The 19,824-nt window shown below is 70.3% G+C and carries 17 protein-coding genes; 10 read left to right on the top strand and 7 right to left on the bottom strand.

The window, feature by feature from the left end; translation table 11 throughout:
• Window positions 1-13: 13 nt before the first annotated feature.
• Complete coding sequence (locus ASE16_RS16865) at window positions 14-1,045, top strand: LacI family DNA-binding transcriptional regulator (RefSeq protein ID WP_055897776.1); 1,032 nt, start codon at window positions 14-16, stop codon at window positions 1,043-1,045.
• A gap of 24 nt (window positions 1,046-1,069) precedes the next feature.
• Here the strand turns inward: ASE16_RS16865 and ASE16_RS16870 are convergent, their stop codons facing one another.
• The 5 genes from ASE16_RS16870 to ASE16_RS16890 all read right to left on the bottom strand — a co-directional run bounded on the left by ASE16_RS16870 (window position 1,070) and on the right by ASE16_RS16890 (window position 7,034).
• On the bottom strand, window positions 1,070-1,969 hold the full coding sequence (locus tag ASE16_RS16870; protein WP_055897779.1) for a carbohydrate ABC transporter permease: 900 nt from the start codon (window positions 1,967-1,969) through the stop codon (window positions 1,070-1,072).
• Window positions 1,966-2,952, bottom strand: a complete 987-nt coding sequence (locus tag ASE16_RS16875) for a carbohydrate ABC transporter permease (RefSeq protein WP_082581539.1) — start codon at window positions 2,950-2,952, stop codon at window positions 1,966-1,968. The genes ASE16_RS16870 and ASE16_RS16875 overlap by 4 nt, the downstream gene beginning before the upstream one ends.
• A gap of 113 nt (window positions 2,953-3,065) precedes the next feature.
• Window positions 3,066-4,385 (bottom strand): ABC transporter substrate-binding protein, encoded by a 1,320-nt coding sequence (locus ASE16_RS16880; protein ID WP_235500552.1) that lies wholly within the window; start codon window positions 4,383-4,385, stop codon window positions 3,066-3,068.
• A gap of 83 nt (window positions 4,386-4,468) precedes the next feature.
• A complete protein-coding gene (locus ASE16_RS16885; protein ID WP_055897787.1) occupies window positions 4,469-5,890 on the bottom strand; it encodes an aldehyde dehydrogenase family protein in 1,422 nt (473 codons plus the stop codon).
• Window positions 5,891-5,960: 70 nt separating this feature from the next.
• Complete coding sequence (locus ASE16_RS16890) at window positions 5,961-7,034, bottom strand: hydroxyacid dehydrogenase (RefSeq protein WP_055897790.1); 1,074 nt, start codon at window positions 7,032-7,034, stop codon at window positions 5,961-5,963.
• A gap of 187 nt (window positions 7,035-7,221) precedes the next feature.
• Between ASE16_RS16890 and ASE16_RS16895 the strand changes: the two genes are divergently transcribed.
• From ASE16_RS16895 to ASE16_RS16915, 5 genes are all read left to right on the top strand, one after another.
• Window positions 7,222-7,911, top strand: coding sequence for a ThuA domain-containing protein (locus ASE16_RS16895; RefSeq protein ID WP_055897794.1), 690 nt, complete (start codon window positions 7,222-7,224; stop codon window positions 7,909-7,911).
• A 154-nt stretch (window positions 7,912-8,065) separates the two neighbouring features.
• Window positions 8,066-9,190, top strand: a complete 1,125-nt coding sequence (locus tag ASE16_RS16900) for a Gfo/Idh/MocA family protein (protein WP_055898940.1) — start codon at window positions 8,066-8,068, stop codon at window positions 9,188-9,190.
• On the top strand, window positions 9,190-10,350 hold the full coding sequence (locus tag ASE16_RS16905; RefSeq protein WP_055897797.1) for a dihydrodipicolinate synthase family protein: 1,161 nt from the start codon (window positions 9,190-9,192) through the stop codon (window positions 10,348-10,350). Before ASE16_RS16900 ends, ASE16_RS16905 begins: the two co-directional genes overlap by 1 nt.
• Window positions 10,347-11,216 carry a sugar phosphate isomerase/epimerase family protein gene (locus tag ASE16_RS16910; RefSeq protein WP_200949676.1) on the top strand — a complete coding sequence of 290 codons (870 nt, stop codon included), beginning with the start codon at window positions 10,347-10,349 and terminating at the stop codon, window positions 11,214-11,216. The genes ASE16_RS16905 and ASE16_RS16910 overlap by 4 nt, the downstream gene beginning before the upstream one ends.
• 4 nt (window positions 11,217-11,220) lie before the next feature.
• The gene (locus tag ASE16_RS16915) at window positions 11,221-12,336 is read left to right on the top strand and encodes a glycerate kinase (protein WP_055897800.1); all 1,116 of its coding nucleotides are present in this window, start codon (window positions 11,221-11,223) and stop codon (window positions 12,334-12,336) included.
• A 73-nt stretch (window positions 12,337-12,409) separates the two neighbouring features.
• Here the strand turns inward: ASE16_RS16915 and ASE16_RS16920 are convergent, their stop codons facing one another.
• The gene (locus ASE16_RS16920) at window positions 12,410-12,706 is read right to left on the bottom strand and encodes a YciI family protein (RefSeq protein WP_055897803.1); all 297 of its coding nucleotides are present in this window, start codon (window positions 12,704-12,706) and stop codon (window positions 12,410-12,412) included.
• A 72-nt stretch (window positions 12,707-12,778) separates the two neighbouring features.
• Between ASE16_RS16920 and ASE16_RS16925 the strand changes: the two genes are divergently transcribed.
• The gene (locus ASE16_RS16925) at window positions 12,779-12,958 is read left to right on the top strand and encodes a hypothetical protein (RefSeq protein ID WP_055897804.1); all 180 of its coding nucleotides are present in this window, start codon (window positions 12,779-12,781) and stop codon (window positions 12,956-12,958) included.
• A gap of 47 nt (window positions 12,959-13,005) precedes the next feature.
• Here the strand turns inward: ASE16_RS16925 and ASE16_RS16930 are convergent, their stop codons facing one another.
• Entirely contained in the window at window positions 13,006-14,529 is a 1,524-nt protein-coding gene (locus ASE16_RS16930) for an ATP-dependent DNA ligase (protein WP_055897808.1), read from the bottom strand.
• 152 nt (window positions 14,530-14,681) lie between these two features.
• Here ASE16_RS16930 and ASE16_RS16935 point away from each other — a divergent pair, with 152 nt between their 5' ends.
• From ASE16_RS16935 to ASE16_RS16945, 3 genes are read left to right on the top strand one after another with little or no spacing between them, the layout of a single operon-like run.
• Window positions 14,682-15,875, top strand: a complete 1,194-nt coding sequence (locus ASE16_RS16935; RefSeq protein WP_157480432.1) for an alpha/beta fold hydrolase — start codon at window positions 14,682-14,684, stop codon at window positions 15,873-15,875.
• A gap of 32 nt (window positions 15,876-15,907) precedes the next feature.
• Window positions 15,908-16,681 (top strand): SDR family NAD(P)-dependent oxidoreductase, encoded by a 774-nt coding sequence (locus tag ASE16_RS16940; protein ID WP_055897814.1) that lies wholly within the window; start codon window positions 15,908-15,910, stop codon window positions 16,679-16,681.
• Window positions 16,682-16,732: 51 nt separating this feature from the next.
• Window positions 16,733-19,681, top strand: coding sequence for a DEAD/DEAH box helicase (locus ASE16_RS16945; protein ID WP_055897817.1), 2,949 nt, complete (start codon window positions 16,733-16,735; stop codon window positions 19,679-19,681).
• Window positions 19,682-19,824: the final 143 nt, after the last annotated feature.

Consider the following 19,824-nt stretch of genomic DNA (forward strand, 5'->3'; position numbering starts at 1 on the left):
GTATGGTGGACCCGTGAACGACACCGCGGCCACCCTCACGCAGGTCGCGGCGCACGCCGGGGTCTCGCTCGCCACCGCATCCAGGGCTTTGAACGGCAGCGCGCGCAAGGTCAACCCCGAGCTGCAGGCGCGGGTGCTCGCATCCGCCGCCGCCCTCGGCTACAGCGCCAATGTGCAGGCGCAGGCGGTCGCCAGGGGGACGACCAATACCGTCGCGGTCGTCGTCGGAGACATCGCAGACCCGTACTTCTCGAGCATCGCGTCCGGGATCATCCGGGTGGCGGACGAGCGCGGGCTGATCGTCACGATCACCGCGACGGAAGCGGACGCCGCCCGCGAGGGCGCAACCCTCGTCGCGGTCAAAGGCCAGCGGCCGCGCGCGGTCATCGTCGCGGGCAGCAGGCGCCTCGGTGCCGCGGACGGCGACGCGGCGGCGGAACTCGCCGCGATCGAGCGCGGAGGGGCGAAGGTCGCGCTGATCGGTGCCGCCGTGCCTGGGCTGCGGTCGGTCCCCGTGCAGAACAGGGAGGGCGCGGCAGCCCTCGCGACCGCGCTCACCGAGCGTGGATACACGGACTTCGTCGTGCTCGCCGGTCCGGACGACCTGCTCACGGCGCGCGAGCGCACCACCGGGTTCCTCGACGTCGCGCCCGGCGCGCGCGTGGTGCACGGCGCGTTCTCGCGCGACGGCGGCTACGAGACGATGGATGCGCTGCTCGCGTCAGGCGAACTCACCGCCGCCCAGCCGAACGGCCAGGCCGGCACCACCGGCCGTGTCTGCGTCTTCGCCGTCACCGACGTCATGGCCGTCGGCGCGATGGCGGCGATGCGCGACCGCGGCATCGCTCCCGGCGCGGACATCGCCGTCGCCGGCTTCGACGACATCCCCCTGGTGCGCGACGTCACACCGTCGCTGACCACGGTGGCGCTGCCCCTCGCATCCATCGGCGCCCGTGCGCTCGAACTCGCGCTCGCCGACGACCAGGATGCGACCCTCGCCGAACCCGTCGCCGGCACCGTGATCGTCCGGGCATCCACGCCATAGCGCGGCACACCTGGAGGGCACGCGCTAGATCTTCACCCCGCCCGAGATCAGGTCGATCTTCCAGTAGCGCTGGAGCGACAGGAACAGGATCGCCAGCGGGACGATCGACACCAGCACGCCGGCGATCACGATCGAGTACTGCGCCGCCTGCCCTCCCGTGATGATCATCAGCCCGTACAGGCCGAGGGTCAGCGGGTAGAGCTGGTCGTTGTTGATCATCACGAACGGCAGCAGGAAGTTGTTCCAGATGCCGATGAACTGCAGCAGGAACACCGTCACCAGCGCCGGCATCATGAGACGGGAGCCCACCGACCAGAAGATGCGCCACTCGCTGCCGCCGTCGATCCGCGCCGCCTCCATGATCTCGTCCGGCACCGACGCCTCCGCGTAGATCTTGCAGAGGTAGATCGCGAACGGCGACACCAGCTGGGGAAGGATCACCGACGCGTAGTTGTTGGTCATCCCGAACTTGGCGAGCAGCAGGAACTGCGGGATCGCGAGCATGATCTGCGGGAGCAGCACGGCCGCGACGATCAGGCGGAAGATCCACTTCGACCCGGCGAACCGGTACTTCCCGAGCGCATACCCCGCGGCCCCGGCGACCGCCGTCGAGAGGATGCCGCCGCCGATCGCGTAGATCACCGAGTTGAGTGCCCAGCGGCCGAAGATGCCGTTGTTGTACGTGAACAGCGCCTGCATGTTCGTCCAGAAGCCGCCGTTGAACTCCGGCAGGAACGGCGGGGTGGAGAACAGCTCGTCGTTGGTCTTGGTGGCGGCGATCACGATCCACAGCACGGGGAGCACGCAGTAGAGGGCGCCGACGATCAGGATGAGGGTGGGCACGATGTGCAGGCCGCTCCTGGTGCGGCGGGGGCCGGCATCCCTGGCAGCGGATGCGCCGGTCGCCTGGGTGAGCGTGGTCATTTGGTTTCCCTCCGGGCGATGCGCCGGCCGATGACGTTGACGAGCACGGTGGCCGCGACCGTCATGATGATGAGGATGAACGAGGTCGCGGCTCCCTCGTAGATGCTGTTGTTCACGAACGCGTCCGTGTACACGCGCATCAGCGGCACCCAGGTGGATGAGATCGCGTTCGCGAGCGGCTTGAGCGTCGTCGGCTCGTTGAAGAGCTGCAGCGCGCCGATGATCGAGAACAGGGCGACCATCGTGATCGCGGGGGCGATCAGCGGCAGCTTCACCCGGAGGGCGATCTGCAGCTCGGATGCGCCGTCCAGCTCCGCCGCCTCGAACAGGTCTTTGGGGAGGCTGCGGACGGCGGTGTACAGGATGACCATGTTGAACCCGACCACACCCCAGACGGCCACGTTCGCCACCGAGAAGAAGATGCCCGTGCTGCCGAAGTAGTCGATCACCTGGCCGCCGATCGGGCTGGTCGCCGGAAGGTACATGAAGCCCCAGAGCAGGGAGGCGACGACGCCGGGAACCGCGTACGGAAGAAAGATCGCGAGCCGGGTGAACCCGACCAGCCTGGTCCGCTTCGCGTCGAGGCAGAGCGCGAAGACCGTGGAGAGGACGATGGTGAGCGGCACTCCGATGACCGCGACGATGAGCATCCTGCCGAGGCTCGCCCAGAACTCCGGGTCGACGAGCGTCGAGACGTAGTTGGCGAAGCCGGCGAAGACCTCCACGGTCCCTCCGCCGCCGAGCAGCCCTCCGCCCACCTTCACCTGCAGGAAGCTGAGGATCACCGCGTAGATCGCGGGGGCGATGGTGAACAGCAGCAGCAGGATGACGGCGGGTGCGACCAGGAGCACCGGCAGGAGGCTGCCGCGTTTCCGTCGCGGGCGGCGGTGCGGTTCGGCCGCTGTGCCGACCGGGGCACGGGATGCGCTCCCTCGCGTGGGCGTCGGCGGCGTCGACGCTGTGCTGTCTCCGATGACGGCCATGTGTGAACTCCTCGGAACGGACGGTGCTGGTGCAGGCGTCGTGGTTCGGTTTCGTGGTGCGACGCCGGTGGCCGAGTCTCGCGCTCAGGCCACCGGCGTCGGTCGGGGGCGGATCAGCCGGTGATCTTGAAGCCCAGCTTCTTCATGTCGGCCACGGTGTCCGTCTGCATCTTGTCGAGCGCGCCGGAGAGCTGCGTCTTGTTCTGCAGGGCGGCGGCGAACGCGTTGGAGTACGAGTCGAACGTGACGTTCGCGTTCGGACCCCAGATGTCGAAGGTGCGGACGCCCTTGGCGACGGTCGCCATCAGCGTGTTGTAGTCCGGCTGGTTCGACATGAACGGCGGCGGGGTCTGCAGCGCGGGCAGCGACTGGTTCGGGATGCTCGCGGGGAAGACCTGCACGTTCTTGATCAGCGAGTTGACGCCGTCCTTGGAGGAGTTCATCCACTTGACGAACTTCGCGGCCTCCGCCGGGTGCTTCGAGTTGGTGGTCACCGCCTCGGTCTCGCCGCCCCAGATGCCGACCGTGTCGTCACCGGCGGTCCAGGCGGGAAGCGCTGCGGCCTGCCACTTGCCTGCGGTGTCCTTGGCGATCGACGGGAGCTGGTTGGGGCCCCACTGCGCACCGACCCAGCCGACGAGCGTTCCGTTGTTCATGTCGGTATTCCACTGCGCAGACCAGTTCGGCTCAGGGCTGACGAGCGCCTTGTTCACCAGGTCGCCCCAGTAGTCCGCGACTTTCTTGCTCTGCGCGTCGTTGATCGCGACGGTCCACTGGTCGCTTCCCGATGCGCTCCACCAGTTGGCGCCCGCCTGCTGCGCGAGCCCCGCGAACCATCCGGGGTCCGCCGCGGTGAAGTTGCCGATGTACTTCTTCGGGTCGGCCGCGTGGATGGCGGCGGCGTCTGCCGCGTACTCGTCCCACGTGGTGGGAGCCTTGAGGCCGAGGGAGTCGAAGATGTCCTTGCGGTAGAAGAACACCATCGGGCACACGTTCTGGGGCACGCCGTACGTCTTGCCCTCGAACTGCACCTGCGCCAGCGTCGACTTCGAGAACTCGCCGGAGAGGTCGCCGACGTACTTGTCGATCGGGATGACGACATTGTTCGCGATCAGGGCGGGGAGCGCCTGGTACTCGACCTCTGTCACATCCGGGTTGGTGCCGGCCTTGTTGTTGGTGATGAGCTTGTTGTAGAGGGTGTATCCGGTGCCGGACGGCTTTGTCAGCTTGACCTGGATGTTCGGGTTGGCCTTGTTCCACTCGTCGACGACGGCCTGCATCCCTCCGTCCCAGTTGACGTAGTTCAGGGTGACCTTGCCGCCGGAGCTGGCGGCATCCCCAGAGCCGGAGCTCGAGCATCCGGTCAGGACCGTCGCCGCCGCGGCGAGCACGCCGACTGTGGCGCCGAGTGTCCTCAGCGTTGTCTTTCTCACTGTGTACATCTCCTTTGATGGGTGGTTGCGATTGCTCGGCCGTCAGCGGTGCGCTTCGGGCGTCGGCCGGGGGTTCAGAGGCTTCAGCCCTCTGCCCAGGCCGGGTATGTCGTCGGCGTCGTCTGGATGCCGATCCACTGCCGGTGGGTGAAGCCGGCGAGCTGTCCCTCGCCGCCGTGCCGCGCGTAGCCGTCGTTGACGTGCACCTCGTTGCTCTTGACCTGCTCGGCGAAGGCGAGCCCCCGCATGGGGTCGCCGGTGAACACCGAGTTCATGAGCGTGCGGTGCCGGTTGACGAGGGCGAGCGCCTCGGCTTCGGTGTCGACCACGGTGATCGGCATCACCGGGCCGAAGATCTCTTCGGTGAAGACCGGCATCTCCGGGGTGACCCCGGTGAGCACGGTCGGCTGGTAGAACAGGCCGTCGAAGCTTCCGCCGATGGCGACGGTGGCCCCGGAGGCGATGGACGGCTGCACCAGCCCTTCGTGGAAGCGGCGGAGCTGGGTCTCGCTGATGATCGGTCCGAGGTCCACGTTGTCGTCGAGTCCGTTGCCGACCCGCAGCCTGCTGACGCGTTCCACGACGGCCTCGGTGAACGCATCCGCCGCGCTGCGGAGCACGATGTGGCGTCCGGCGGTGATGCAGGTCTGGCCCTGATACCAGAGGGCCGACCACACGGCGCAGCTCGCTGCCTGGGCGATGTCGGCGTCGTCGAGGACGACGAACGCATTGTCTCCGCCGAGTTCGGTGGCCACAGGCTTGAAGGAGCGCGCCGCGAAGTTGGCGATCTGGTGTCCGACCTCGAACGAACCGGTGAAGTGCACGAGGTCGAGGTCGGGATGCTCGGAGAGCGTGCGCCCGGTGGTCGGCCCGTCGCCGGGGACAACGTTGAACACGCCGTCAGGCACCCCGGCGGCCTGCGCGGCCTCCGCGAGGATCTGGCCACCGGCGAACGGGGTGAGCTCTGCCGGCTTGAGCACGACGGCGTTGCCGTATGCGAGGCCGGGCGCGAGGGCGCGCATCGCGAGGCTCATCGGGTAGTTCCAGGGGACGATGAGGCCGATGACGCCGAGCGGGACGGCGCGGGAGAGCGAGATCTTGCCGTCCTTGTACGGCGGCAGGATCGCTCCGGCGTTCTCGGTGAGCTGGGTGGCGGAGTTGTTGAGTTGCGTGATCGCCTGGCCGAGCTCCTCCTCCGCCTTCTCCGCCGTGCCGCCTGTCTCGCGGATGATCAGGGTGAGGAGCTCGTCGCGCCGCAGCTCGAGCTGGCGGGCGAAATCGCGGACGATCTCGCTGCGACGGTTGGCGTTGACCCCTGCCCAGCCCGGCTGCGCGGCCTTGGCGACGCGGACGGCGCGGTCCACCTGCGCAGCGGAGGCGTTTCCGTACGTGCCGAGCAGCGTGCTGGACGCCTTGTCGAGCACGGGCAGATCGCGGTCGCCGTCCGGCGCCTCGAAACGGCCGTCGATGAAAACCTGTGCGGTGTACTCGCGGAGCTGATGCATGGTCGCCTCCCGGCGCGAAAACGGATGTGGTCGGGTCTCAGTCTCGGACAGGTTCTGGGGCGTGAGGGTCTCAGGCAACGGCGATCAGAGCTTCTTTCGTGACGGGGAACGCCGCCGGCGCGCCGGCGACGAACAGTTCGGCCTCGCGCCTGGCGCACGCGCCGAGCCGTCGCAGCTCTGTGCCGAGTGCTCCGGCGACGTGCGGGGTGAGGACGACGCCGTCGAGCTCGCGGAGCTGGTGCCCTGACGGCAGCGGTTCCGGATCGGTGACGTCGAGGATGGCGCGGAGCCCGCGATCCCGCACGGCCGCGGCCAGCGCATCCTGATCGAGGATGGGGGCGCGAGCCGTGTTGATGACGGTGGCGTCGTCCGGCAGAAGAGCGAGCTGCTTCGCGCCGACCATGCCGACGGTCTCCGGCAGCAGCGGGGCGTGGATGCTCACGATGCTGGACAGCGCGAACAGCTCGTTCAGCTCGACCCGCCTGGCATCGGCGAGAACAGGATCGCCTGCCGAGAGGTGCGGATCGTAGAGCAGCACCTGCAAGTCGAACGGCCGCAGCAGTTCGATCACCCTGCGCCCCACCCTGGAGGCCCCGACGATGCCGACCGTGCGCCCGAAGTTCCCGATCGACGGGTCGGGCGACTCGTCGTAAAGGGCGGGGTCGACCGCGTAGCGCCGGATGTAGTCGGGCACCCGTTTGCCGGCGAGCAGGATCATCGCGAGCGTGTACTCGGCAACGGGATACGCGTTGGCGCTCGCCGCGCTCGTCACCCGGATGCCGCGATCCCACGCCTCGTCGTCCAGGTGACCCTTGACGCTGCCCGCCGCGTGGATGACCGCCGAGAGGCGGGGCATGGCGTTCAGTTCGGCGCGCCCGATCGGTGGGCATCCCCAGCCGGTGATGAGCACCTCGACGGAGGCGAGGGCGTCGGAGGCGGTGGTGGAGGTGGAGCCCGCGATGGGGAACGTGGTGATGGTGGGGAAAGCGGTGGCGGGCGCTTCAGCGGAGGGGGTGGCCGCTGCGGACGCCGTCTCGAAGTCGAGGATGCGGGAGAGGGTGGCGAGGTCGTCGTCCGAGAAGAGGAGCCCTGGCAGGTCGGGGCGCATGGCGAACGCGGCCACCGGCTTGTGCGGGTCAGTCATCGTCGACTCCTCTGGATTGCGTCGTTGCTGGCGGCTTGTGACTCCGCCTGTCCGGATTGCGCATTCCCAGAATGCGCATTCCTTATCATGAATCCTCCCGGCCGATTCGTCAAGCGCGACTTCTCACAGGTTGGCGCATCGGGTCGGAATGCGCTTACCATTCGAGGACGTCGACGGAAGGAACCCCATGCCACCCCACACCCTCATCCTCAGCGGCGCCGGACGATACGCCGACCCCTGGCACCCGTTCGTCGCGACCTCCTCCCGAATCGCCGACATCCTCCGCGGCGAAGGCATCGAGGTCGAGATCTCGGATGACGTGGATGCGCGCCTGGCCGCCCTGGCCGACGGTGAAGCGGGATCCGCCCCCGACCTGCTGGTCCTCAACATCGGCGATCCCGCACTCACCGACCCCGAGCATCCACAGCCGGAAGCAGAGCGTCTCGCCCGCGCCGGGCTGCTCGCGCACCTCGCCGCCGGCCGCTCACTGCTCGCCATGCACGTCTCGTCCACCTCGCTGCGTGGCGTGCCGGAGTGGGAGGACATCCTCGGCGGCGTGTGGGTGCGCGGGACGACGATGCACCCGGACTACTCGCGGGCGCGCATCCACGTGTATCCGGAGCGGCATCCGATCGTCGCCGGGCTGACCGACTTCGAGGTGGAGGACGAGCGGTACACCTACCTGCGGACGGCGCCCGACCTGGTTCCGCTCGCCACGCACGAGCACGACGGCGCCGAGTTCCCGCTGCTCTGGGCGCGCGACTACGGCGACGCCAGAGTCGTCTACGACGCCCTCGGCCACGACGAGGCGTCGTACGAGTCGGACACCCACCGCGCCATCGTCGCGGCGGCCGCCCGCTGGCTGCTGCGCGCGTAGTCGCGGTTAGCACCCGCCGCACCCGCACCCATCCGTTGCGGGCGTTTGACGAGACAGCCGCGTTCGCCTAGTCTGGTAAGCGCTTTCCCAACGACAGCAACACCACCACCGCACCGAAGGAGTTCCCGTGTCAACGTCGACCATCGGCATCATCATGAACGGCGTATCCGGCCGCATGGGCTACCGGCAGCACCTGCTGCGCAGCATCCTCGCCATCCGCGAGCAGGGCGGCGTGCTGCTCTCCGACGGCAGCAGGGTGCAGGTCGAGCCCATCCTGGTCGGCCGCAGTGAGGCCAAGCTGGCAGAGCTCGCCGCCAAGCACGGCATCGAGAACTTCACCACCGATCTGGATGCGGCGCTAGCCGACGACCGCTGGCAGATCTACTCCGACTTCCTCGTCACTCAGGCCCGCGCATCCGCCATCAAGAAGGCCATCGCGGCAGGCAAGGCCATCTACACGGAGAAGCCCACCGCCGACTCGTTCGAGGAGGCGCTGGAGCTCGCGCGTCTCGCCCGGGAAGCCGGCGTCAAGAACGGCGTCGTGCACGACAAGCTCTACCTGCCAGGCCTGCGCAAGCTCAAGCGGCTGATCGACTCCGGCTTCTTCGGCCGCATCCTGTCGGTGCGCGGCGAGTTCGGCTACTGGGTGTTCGAGGGCGACTGGCAGGCAGCGCAGCGCCCGAGCTGGAACTACCGGGCCGAGGACGGCGGCGGCATCGTCGTCGACATGTTCCCGCATTGGTCGTATGTGCTGGAGAACCTGTTCGGCACGGTCAGGTCGGTCTACGCCCACGCCGTCACCGAGATCCCGACCAGAGTCGATGAGAAGGGCGAGCCGTACGCCGCCACCGCCGACGACGCCGCGTACGCGATCTTCGAGCTGGAGGGCGGCATCACCGCGCAGCTCAACTCCTCCTGGACCACCCGCGTCAACCGGGACGAGCTGGTCGAGTTCCAGGTGGACGGCACCCTCGGCAGCGCGGTCGTCGGCCTGTTCGGCTGCAAGATCCAGCCGCGTAACGCCACCCCCAAGCCGGTCTGGAACCCGGACCTGGCCGACGAGCACGACTACGACACCGACTGGATCGAGTCGCCGGCGAACGACGTGTTCGAGAACGGCTTCAAGACGCAGTGGGAGGAGTTCATCCGCCACGTGGTCGAGGACGCGCCGAACGCCTACGACTTCCTGGCCGGAGCGCGCGGCGTGCAGCTCGCAGAGCAGGGCCTGATCTCGTCACGCGAGGGCCGCCGCATCGACCTGCCGGAGGTCAGCCTCTGATGGGCGACCTCGTCCTCCTCTCCGCAGACGGCAGCACGAGCACCCTCGACCTGCAGGCCGCCCCCGCGTACGCCAAGCCCGCCGCGCCGCTCGCCTCTCGCGTCGCGTACGCCGCGGCTCACGTCGTGCCGAAGCCGTGGGCGGACAACGTGCCAGGCTCCCCCGCCGACATCGACTGGGATGCGACGCTCGCCTTCCGCCACCACGTCTGGTCCTGGGGCCTCGGCGTGGCGGACGCGATGGACACCGCTCAGCGCAACATGGGCCTGGATGCGCGCGCCACTCGCGACCTCATCTCCCGCAGTGCCGCAGAGGCGCGAACGGTCGGTGGCGCGATCGTGGTCGGCGTCAATACCGACCACGTCGACGACGAGGTCATCTCCCTCGATGCCGTGATCGACGCGTACGTCGAGCAGCTTCACTTCACCGAGGACGCGGGGGCAGGGGTCGTGCTGATGGCCAGCCGCCACCTCGCCCGCGCCGCGACCTCGGCGGCAGACTACGAGCGGGTGTACCGCGCGGTGCTGGCCGCCGCATCCACCCCCGTCGTGCTGCACTGGCTGGGCGCCGCGTTCGACCCGGCCCTCGCGGCGTACTTCGGCTCGACGGACTCCGCAGAGGCCAGCGAGACGGTGCTGCGGATCATCGACGACAACGCCGACAGGGTCAGCGGCATCAAGATGAGCCTGCTGGATGCGGACGCCGAGGTCGCCCTCCGGTCCCGCCTCCCAGAGACGGCCAGGATGTTCACGGGAGACGACTTCAACTACGTCGGCCTCATCGAGGGCGACGGCGACGCCCACTCGGATGCGCTGCTCGGCGCGTTCGCGGCCGTCGCGCCGAGCGCGTCCGCGGCCATCCAGGCGCTCGACGCCGGGGACGTCGCCCGCTACCGTGCGGTCCTCGGCCCCACCGAGGAGCTGTCGCGCCAGGTGTTCGCCGCTCCGACCTTCTACTACAAGACGGGCGTGGCCTTCCTCTCCTGGCTGAACGGCCACCAGCCGTCGTTCACGATGATCGGCGGCCTGCACGCCGCCCGCAGTCTGCCCCACCTGTCGGAGATCGTGCGCCTGGCGAACGCCTCCGGTGCCCTCGAGCGCCCCGAGCTGGCCGCCGACCGCTGGCACGGACTCCTCCGACTGAACGGATTCACCGCATGACCGGCATCGCCGTGACCCCGCATCCGCGTCTCTCGATCAACCAGGCGACCATCAAGTACGCCGACCTCGGAACCGCTCTGCGCCTGACCGCGGAGGCGGGAGTGCAGAGCATCGGCCTCTGGCGGGAGCCGGTCGCCGAGGTCGGGGTACGCGAGGCTGCCGCGCGCGTGGCCGACTCCGGTCTGCGCGTGTCGAGTCTCTGCCGGGCCGGGTTCTTCACGGCTCCGGAGGGCGAGGAGCGCCGCCGATCGCTCGACGACAACCGCGCCGCGATCGAGGAGACGGCCGCCCTTGCAGCAGCGGGGGCCGCCGGCTCCGCCGCCGTGCTCGTCCTGGTCGCCGGTGGCCTGCCTGCCGGCTCCACCGACCTGCGCGGAGCCAGAGAGCGGATGCGCGACGCCGTCGCCGAGCTCGAACCGGAGGCGCGCGCGGCGGGGGTCACCCTCGCGCTGGAGGCCCTGCATCCCATGTACGCGGCCGACCGGGCCGTGCTCTCCACGCTCGGCCAGGCGCTCGACGTGGCGGAGCAGTTCCCCGCGGAGTCGGTCGGCGTCGTGGTCGACACCTTCCATGTCTGGTGGGACCCGGCTGTGCGCGACCAGATCGCGCGGGCGGGCGCATCCGGCCGGATCGCCAGCTACCAGGTCTGCGACTGGGTCACCCCGCTCGCCGCCGATGTGCTCCTCGCCCGCGGCATGATGGGCGACGGCCACATCGACTTCGCGAGCATCACCGCCGCGGTGAACGCGGCGGGGTACACGGGTGACGTCGAGGTGGAGATCTTCAACCAGGCGATCTGGGATGCGTCGCCGGCGTCGGTCGTCGAGCGCACCGTTCGGGCGTTCGCCGAGCACGTGCCACTGTAGTGGGATGCCGTACACCGTTGTCGTAGCACCAGACTCCTTCAAGGGGTCGGCGACGGCCACCGCTGTCGCCGGAGCGCTCGCGGCCGGGTGGTCGTCCGTGCGGCCGGACGATCGTCTCGTGCTCGCCCCGATGGCGGACGGCGGCGAGGGAACGCTCGACGCCTTCGACGTGGCGGTCCCTGGCTCCGTCCGCCACCCGATCACCGTGCTCGGCCCGGCAGGCGCAGCCGTGGATGCGTCCTGGCTGTCCCTCCCGGACGGCACCGCCGTGGTCGAGCTGGCGGAGACCAGCGGCCTCTCCCACATGCCGGCCCTCGCCCCGCTCGACGCCCACACCTTCGGCTTCGGGCAGGCGATCGCCGCAGCACTGGATGCGGGCGCGACCGGACTTCTGCTCGCCATCGGAGGGAGCGCATCCACCGATGGCGGCGTCGGAGCCCTCGCAGCGCTCGGCGCCCGGTTCGCGGACGCGACCGGCCGTCCGATCCGCCTCGGCAACCGCGGCCTCGGCACGCTGGCCCGCGCCGACCTGTCCGGGCTGCCGGCGCTTCCGCCGGGCGGGGTGCGCATCCTGAGCGATGTGACCAACCCCCTGCTCGGCACCACGGGAGCGGCGGCCGTATTCGGCCCGCAGAAGGGCGCGACGCCGGAACAGGTGGCTGGGCTGGAGTCCGGCCTGGTGCGGTTGGCGCGCGTGCTCGGCGGAGGTCAGGTGCCCGGCGCGCGGCCCGTGCGCCCCGGCACGCCCGGCGCTGGAGCGGCGGGCGGAACAGGCTACGGCCTGCTCGCCTGGGGCGCGCAGCTCGCACCGGGCTCTGCGGCGGTGGGAGACGCGCTCGGCCTGCCGGCGCTGGTGCGCACGGCCGACGCCGTGATCACGGGCGAGGGCCGCTTCGACACCCAGTCGGCAGCGGGAAAGGTGCCGGCGTACGTATCGCAGCTGGCACGGGATGGCGGCATCCCTGCGCTCCTCGCGGCCGGGGCGATCGACGCGGAGACGGAAGGATTCGCGGCCGCGGCCTCGCTCAGCGCGCTGGCCGGGGGAGCGGAGGGCGCGATGGCGGAGCCGGAGCGCTGGGCGCGGGCGGCGGGGGCTGCGCTGGCCGCGACGGTGCGGTGACGCGCGCGGGTCATGCGCGCTCGCTCGCCTGCTGGCCGCGCGGTCTCGCGCGGCGACCTCGCACCGCGCTGGTTCACGCACCCCGCAGCAGCGACACCTGAAACCCGCGCAGCTCCCCGCGCGCGAACCCTTCCGCGATCACCGGGTCCTCCTCCATGAAGGCTCTCGCTTCCGGTTCGTCCTCGGCGTCGAACACGCAGATGCCGGTGTTGACGTGCCCCAGCGTCGGCCCCACCAGGATCACGCGCCCGTCGGCGAACGCGCGTTGCAGCCGCGCCCAGTGCCGCCCCCACGCCTCCTTCTCCGCGTCCGTCATCGTCGCCGCGAAGTCGTCGCGGGGCGGATGGATGAAGTAGATCCACTGGCTCATCAGGCCATCATGCGCTCACCCGTTCCCGTCGCGCATCCCGAGGAGGACAATCGGTCACGGAAGGGAACGATCATGGACGATCTCACCGGGTCATCGACCGAACGCGCTCACCGCCTCGCCAGCCTCGAAGGGGAGGCCGACTCCCCTCTGCCTCCGGACTGGGTGCGACGCCAGCTCGGCCTCGCGCTCGCCGCGTGGGCGGAGGACGAGAGGAGACTGGACGTGGATGCGGAGGGCCGCGAGGACTTCTGACCCACCGGGCCACACGTCGGCAGCGCCGGCAGCGCCCGCCCGCCTCGTCACTCCCGCAGCAGCCCCCGCAGCGTCTGGATCGTGTCGGCCTCTGCCGCATCCTTGTCGTCGCGGTACCGCTTCACCCGCGCGAAGCGCAGCGCGATCCCGCCCGGATACCGGCTGGAGCGCTGCACCCCGTCGATCGCGATCTCCACGACGGTCGTCGGCGTCACCCACACCGTCCCCGCCGTGCGGCGCACCTCGATCTCCTGGAAGTGCTCCGTCTGCCAGCGCAGCAACTCGTCGGTGAGGCCCTTGAACGTCTTGCCCACCATCACGTAGCCGCCCGGTTCGCCGAAATCGCCGTCCGGGTCGAGGGCGCCGAGGTGCAGGTTCGACAGCCAGCCCCGTCGTCGCCCGGAACCCCACTCGCACGCGAGCACCACCAGGTCGTAGGTGTGCACGGGCTTCACCTTGATCCAGGACGACCCGCGCCTCCCCGCCGCGTACGGAGAGTCGATCGCCTTCACGACCACGCCCTCCTGACCGGCCGCCAGTGCATCCTCCGCGATCCGCTCCGCCACCGCAGGGTCGTCGGTGACCTCGCCCGGGATGCGGTGCGCGCCCGCGATCCGCTCCAGCTCGGCGATCCGCGTAGACAGCGGCTCGTCGAGGAGGTCGCGGCCGTCGACGTGCAGCACGTCGAAGAACCATGGATGCAGGACCGCCTCCCGCGCGGCCTCCGCCCCGAACCGGGACATCGTCTCCTGGAACGGACGAGGCGCGCCGTCCTCGTCGAGAGAGAGGGTCTCCCCGTCGAGGATGACGTCGCGCACCGGCATCCCGCGCACGACCTCGACCACCTCCGGCACGCGACGGGTGATGTCGGCGAGGTTCCTCGTGAACACCCGCACGTCGTCGCCGGACCGGTGCACCTGGATGCGCGCACCGTCGAGCTTGAACTCGACCGACGCCTCGCCGGTCGTCGCCAGCGCGGCCGATGCGCTCGCTGCCGTTCCCGCGAGCATCGGCTGCACGGGCCGCCCGACCACCAGGCCGACGTCGGCGAGCTCTGCGGCTGTGCCCGTCAGTGCGAGCCTGGCCGTCTCGCCGAGGTCGCCGGTCAGCATCGCCGCGCGCCGCACCACCTCCCCTGGCCGGTCTGCCGCCCTGGCGATGGCGTCGGTGAGGACGCCCTCCAGGGCGCCCGTGCGCATCTCGCCCAGGAGCGCCCTGGCGATGAAGTCCTGTTCCTCCGCGGTGGCGCGCTCGGTGAACGCGCGCAACTCGCGGGTGCGGTCCCCGGCCGACCCTGTGCCCGACAGCGCGGCGAGCCGGTCGAGCAGCGCATCCAGGTCGTCGATGGTGAGGCTGGGCTGCGGCGCGGGTGCGCCGATCGCGGCGGACAGTCCGCGCCAGCCGACGCCGACCCTGCCCTGGCGCGGCTTGCCGACGAGCAGCCCGACCGCCGGTGCGATCTCCTCCGGCGCGAGCTGCGAGAGCAGCCCGGCGAGCGCATCCACTTTCGCCAGCCGCGACCGAGTGGATGCGACGGCCTCCGAAGTCTTCACCAGCGCGTCAACCAGCACCCCCTCATCCTCCCACCGCCCTCCGACACCCCTCCCCAAGCAATCGAGCCGGGACTTATGCACGCCTGCGCCCGGCGTGTCGCATGCACAAGTCCCGGCTCGATTGCGTCGGAGGGAGGGGGAGAGGGGCCGGGAGCGGGTAGCGTTTGGGTGTGAGCGCGCGAGGGTTGCGGGTCGTGGTGGTGATCGTGGCGGCGGTCGCGGCGCTGACCGCGTGCTCGCCCACCCAGGCCACCCGCGTCGAGGAGGACCTCGGTGCCCGCCCGTACGTCGGCAGCTTCTATCGCGTGCCGTCTCCGCTGCCGAGCGGCGCGCCTGGCTCTCTCATCGCCACCGAGGAGGCGCCGGGGCAGCCGGCCGGCGCCGCCGCATGGCGCATCATGTTCCGCTCCACGGACCTCGACGGAAAGCCGGTCGTGAACAGCGGGCTCCTCGTCGTCCCCGACGCCCCCGCCCCGGCCGGCGGCCGGACGATCGTCTCGTGGGGTCACCCGACCACCGGAAGCGCGGAGAAGTGCGCGCCGTCGCGGTTCTTCGACCCGTACGTCTTCGTCGAAGGTCTCACCGACCTGCTCGCCCGTGGATACGCCGTCGTCTACACCGACTACACCGGGATGGGCGTGCCGGGCCCCGACTCCTACCTCGTCGGCGAGACGGAGGGCAGGAACGTGCTCGACGCCGCCAGAGCCGCCCGCGACGTCCTCGGCGCGGAGGCCAGCAACCGGGTGGTGCTGTGGGGTCACTCGCAGGGCGGTCAGGCCGTGCTGTTCGCCGCCCAGCTCGCCGCATCGTACGCGCCGGACCTCGACATCCGCGCCGCAGCGGTGGCCGCGCCGGCCACCGATCTCGCCAGCCTGATGCGCGCCGACATCGGCGACGTCTCCGGGGTGAGCATCGCGTCGTACGCGTTCGCCGCGTACTCCGACGTGTACGACGTCCCGGTGCGGAGCATCCTCACCCCTGCGGCAGTGGATGCCCTTCCCACGATGAACGGCTTCTGCCTCCTCACCCAGAACTCGGCCATGCACGCGGTGGCGAAGCCGCTCATCGGCACCTTCCTGTCCGCCGACCCGGAGACGACGGAACCGTGGTCTGGGCTGCTCGCGGCGAACACGCCAGGCGCAGCCAGGATCGCTGTGCCGCTGTTCGTGGCGCAGGGGCTGGCGGACAAGCTGGTGCGCCCCGAGGCGACGGACGCGTTCGTCGCGCGCGAGAAGGGCGATGGCACGGCGGTCACCTATGACCGCATCCCCGGTGCCACGCACGGCACCGTGGCGAACAAGGCGATGCCGCGGGTGCTGGACTGGCTGGATGCGAACGGCGGCGGTGCGGCGAACGCACGCTAGCCGAATCCCGACCTGCGCCATACTCTCGCACTGTGGACCTTCACCTGAACGGCAAGACCGCCATCGTCACCGGTGCCAGCAGAGGCATCGGACTCGCCATCGTGCGCACGCTGCTCGCCGAGGGCGCGCACGTGACCGCCATCGCCAAGACCGTCACGGACGACATCGCAGCCCTGCAGGCCGACGACCGATTCCGTTTCGTCTCCGTCGACCTGTCCGACCCGGCCAGGATCACCGCGCTCGCCGACGAGGTCGACGCACCGGTCGATCTCCTGGTCAACAATGTCGGGGCCGCACCGTCGCGCCCCGGCGGGTTCGCCTCCATCACCGACGACGACTGGATGCGCACCTACGGCCTCAACACGCTCGCCACGGTGCGCGTCACGCGCGCGCTCCTCGGGAAGATCCCGGACGGCGGCTCGATCGTCAACATCGCCAGCGAGAACTCGAAACTCGCCGACCCGCTGGTGATGGACTACAGCGCCGCGAAGGCCGCCGTGCTCAGCTTCAGCAAGTCCCTCTCGAAGGAGCTCGGTCCGCGCGGCATCCGGGTGAACGCGATCAGCCCTGGCCCCGTCGCGACGGCGCTCTGGCTCGGCGACGGCGGAGTGGCCAAGGCGGTCTCCGCAGCGGGCGGCGGTACCCCGCAGGAGGTGCGGCACGGCGCGGAGCAGGCGATGGTGACGGGCCGCTTCACGACGCCGGAGGAGGTCGCCGCCCTCGTCACCATGATCGCGTCCCCGCTCCTCGGCAACCTGACAGGCGCCGACATCGTCATCGACGGCGGGATGCGGCAGACGATGTGAGCCGGTGATGTCCGCCCTCCCGTGTCCCCGGCGCGTGAGAGGCTGAGTCCCATGCCCGACACCCCCACTCCCGCCGGGTGGAAGGCGCAGGTCTCCGGGCTCACCCGTCCCGCCGCCTCCGCGGCTTCTCTGGCCGCCGCGCCCGCCCGCGCCGCCGCGCTGGGGCTGCAGTTCGAGCTGCGGGAGCGCACGCGCGCATCCACGGGCCGGTGGGATGCGCCGACGTCCCGCACCGCGACCGCCGCGGCAGTCGCGAACGCAGGCAAGGGCGCTCGCGGGATGCTGCGGCTGGGGGTGCGTCCCGTCATGCGGAGCGGCACGGGCAACTGGGTTCGCGGGTCGCTCACCTGGTCGGCGCTGCCTCATCTGCTCAACCGGTTGTCGCTCGATCCGGCGCAGCACGCCTGGTTCGGGCAGTTCGCCGCGCTGCACCGGGCCGGTCGGGATGTGTATGTGCCAGGCGAGGCGGACTGGCTCTCCATCGACGAGTTCGCGAGTCCACTGCTGTGGCCGCTGCTCGAGGAAGGGGAGCGGCTGGGCATCGCGCTCGTCACGGGGAAGCGCGAGACGGATGTCGACGTCGCCGATGGCGCGTCCGTGGCAGTGGATGCGGACACACTGCCAGACGGCGGCCTGCGATTGCGCACGGTCGCCATCGTGGGGGAGACGGCGCATCCAGGGTCGGCGGCCGGGGCCATCGCCGACCACGGCATCTACCTCTGGAGCCTCGACCCAGTACCCCGGTTCACGCTCGCGCGCACGGCGAGGCCGCTGAGCGCTGAGCAGCGGCGGCTGCTCGCCGCCGACGACACCATCGAGGTGCCGGCGGACGAGACGGACGAGTTCCTGCGCTCCTACTATCCGCGGCTGCAGGGCGTGGTCGAGGTGGTGAGCACGGATGCGTCCGTCGAGTTTCCGGAGATCCTGCCGCCCGTGCTCGTACTCACGGCCACCTTCGCCGGGAACGACAGGCTCGAACTGGACTGGGCATGGCTGTCCGCGATCGGCGAGGAGCCGGTGGATGCGCATCCCGTGCCCAGCGGACTGGTCGATGCGCTGGGGTGGCGCCCGCACGCCGCAGAGCTCACCGGGCTCGACGCGGCGGAGTTCTCCGCGACGCTCCTGCCCGCGCTGGAACGCCGGAAGGACGTACGGGTCGACATCGTCGGGGACCGGCCGGACTACCGCGAGCTGGTGGACACGCCGAAGCTCGTGGTGACCACGGTGGAGACGGACAAGCGCGACTGGTTCGACCTGGGCGTACTGGTGACCGTCGAGGGGCGCACGATCCCGTTCACTCCGCTGTTCAAGGCGCTCTCGCAGGGCCGGCCGAAGCTGCTCCTGGTCGACAAGTCCTATCTGTCGCTGCAGCAGCCGGTGTTCGACCGGCTGAGGGCGCTCATCGACGAGGCGAAGTCGCTGGACGAGTGGGAGCCGGGCTCGCTGCGGATCAGCCGGTATCAGGCGAGCCTCTGGTCGGAGTTCGTGGAGCTCGCCGACGAGGCGCACCAGGCCGAATCGTGGCGGCGTACTGCGGAGGGTCTGCGGGCGATCCGCGATGGCGAGTCGCCCGACGATGTCGCCGTGCCCGCGTCCGTCGCGGCGACCCTACGGCCATATCAGGTCGACGGCTTCCGCTGGCTCGCCTTCCTGTGGGAGCACGGGCTGGGCGGCGTCCTCGCCGACGATATGGGGCTCGGCAAGACGCTGCAGACCCTCGCGCTGATCGCCCACGCCCGTGGCAGGGAACCCGGCGGTCCGCCGTTCCTCGTCGTCGCGCCCACCTCCGTGGTCTCGAACTGGGTCGCGGAGGCCGCGCGATTCACACCGGAGCTCAGCGTGCGCGCCGTCACGGCCACCCAGGCGAAGAGCCGCCGCCCGCTGCGCACCATCGCGGACGGCGCGGATGTGGTGGTCACGTCGTACGCACTGTTCCGGCTCGACAGCGCCCGCTACCAGGCAGTGGGATGGGCGGGGCTGATCCTCGACGAGGCGCAGCTCATCAAGAACAGGACATCGAAGGCGCACGAGGCCGCCCGCGATCTGCGGGTGCCGTTCAAGCTCGCGATCACCGGCACCCCGATGGAGAACGACCTCCTCGACGTCTGGTCCATCTTCCGCGTCGTCTCGCCTGGCCTGCTGCCCCCGCGGTCGAGCTTCACCGACCGGTACCTCAAGCCGCTCGCGGCGGGCGACCGACCCGACCTGCTGGTCCGGCTGCGGCAGCGGGTGCGGCCGCTCATGCTGCGGCGCACCAAGGAGGCGGTCGTGTCCGAGCTTCCGCCGAAGCAGGAGCAGGTGCTGCGCGTCGAGCTGGCACCGAAGCACCGCAGGCTGTACGACCTCGTGCTGCAGCGCGAGCGCCAGAAGATCCTCGGACTGGTCGACGATCTGGACCGCAACCGCTTCATCGTGTTCCGCTCGCTCACGCTCCTGCGGATGCTGGCGCTCGACGCGACCCTGGTCGACGCACAGTATGCGGGCATCCCGTCGGCGAAGATCGACGTGCTGCTGGACGAACTCGCCGATGTGGTGGCCGGCGGCCACCGGGCTCTGATCTTCAGCCAGTTCACGAGTCTGCTGCGCACGGTCGCCGTCCGGCTCGACGAGCGCGGCATCGGGTACGCATACCTCGACGGCTCGACCCGCCGCCGTGACGAGGTCATCGACGGCTTCCGGGACGGCGACGCCCCGGCGTTCCTGATCAGCCTCAAGGCGGGCGGTTTCGGCCTGAACCTGACAGAGGCCGACTATGTCTTCCTGCTCGACCCGTGGTGGAACCCGGCGACGGAGTCGCAGGCCATCGACCGCACCCACCGCATCGGCCAGCAGAAGAACGTGATGGTGTACCGGATGATCGCCGACGACACCATCGAAGACAAGGTGATGGCGCTGAAGGAGCGCAAGGCCCGCCTGTTCGAGGCGCTGATGGACGACCCGGGCGGTGCGTTCGACGGGACGCTGAGTGCGGACGACATCCGGGGGCTGCTCGACAGCTGAGGCGGGATGGGCCCGGATGGGCTGGGCCGGGATGGGCTGGGCCGGGATGGGCTGGGCCGGCTTGGAGCGTTCGTCGAGGTTCGTGTCACATCCCGGACTCGGCCGGTGTCCTGATGGTGCATGGATACGAAAAAGGGAGACAC

Source organism: Leifsonia sp. Root227 (genome assembly GCF_001428745.1).
Taxonomy (GTDB): Bacteria; Actinomycetota; Actinomycetes; order Actinomycetales; family Microbacteriaceae; genus Leifsonia.

Excerpts from the sequence above, each read along its gene's own strand:
- ASE16_RS16945 (WP_055897817.1), top strand. The coding sequence starts at position 16,733 with ATGCCCGACACCCCCACTCCCGCCGGGTGGAAGGCGCAGGTCTCCGGG.
- ASE16_RS16875 (WP_082581539.1), bottom strand. The coding sequence starts at position 2,952 with ATGGCCGTCATCGGAGACAGCACAGCGTCGACGCCGCCGACGCCCACG.
- ASE16_RS16925 (WP_055897804.1), top strand. The coding sequence starts at position 12,779 with ATGGACGATCTCACCGGGTCATCGACCGAACGCGCTCACCGCCTCGCC.
- ASE16_RS16895 (WP_055897794.1), top strand. The coding sequence starts at position 7,222 with ATGCCACCCCACACCCTCATCCTCAGCGGCGCCGGACGATACGCCGAC.
- ASE16_RS16890 (WP_055897790.1), bottom strand. The coding sequence starts at position 7,034 with ATGACTGACCCGCACAAGCCGGTGGCCGCGTTCGCCATGCGCCCCGAC.
- ASE16_RS16915 (WP_055897800.1), top strand. The coding sequence starts at position 11,221 with ATGCCGTACACCGTTGTCGTAGCACCAGACTCCTTCAAGGGGTCGGCG.
- ASE16_RS16920 (WP_055897803.1), bottom strand. The coding sequence starts at position 12,706 with ATGAGCCAGTGGATCTACTTCATCCATCCGCCCCGCGACGACTTCGCG.
- ASE16_RS16900 (WP_055898940.1), top strand. The coding sequence starts at position 8,066 with ATGAACGGCGTATCCGGCCGCATGGGCTACCGGCAGCACCTGCTGCGC.
- ASE16_RS16870 (WP_055897779.1), bottom strand. The coding sequence starts at position 1,969 with ATGACCACGCTCACCCAGGCGACCGGCGCATCCGCTGCCAGGGATGCC.
- ASE16_RS16885 (WP_055897787.1), bottom strand. The coding sequence starts at position 5,890 with ATGCATCAGCTCCGCGAGTACACCGCACAGGTTTTCATCGACGGCCGT.
- ASE16_RS16910 (WP_200949676.1), top strand. The coding sequence starts at position 10,347 with ATGACCGGCATCGCCGTGACCCCGCATCCGCGTCTCTCGATCAACCAG.
- ASE16_RS16905 (WP_055897797.1), top strand. The coding sequence starts at position 9,190 with ATGGGCGACCTCGTCCTCCTCTCCGCAGACGGCAGCACGAGCACCCTC.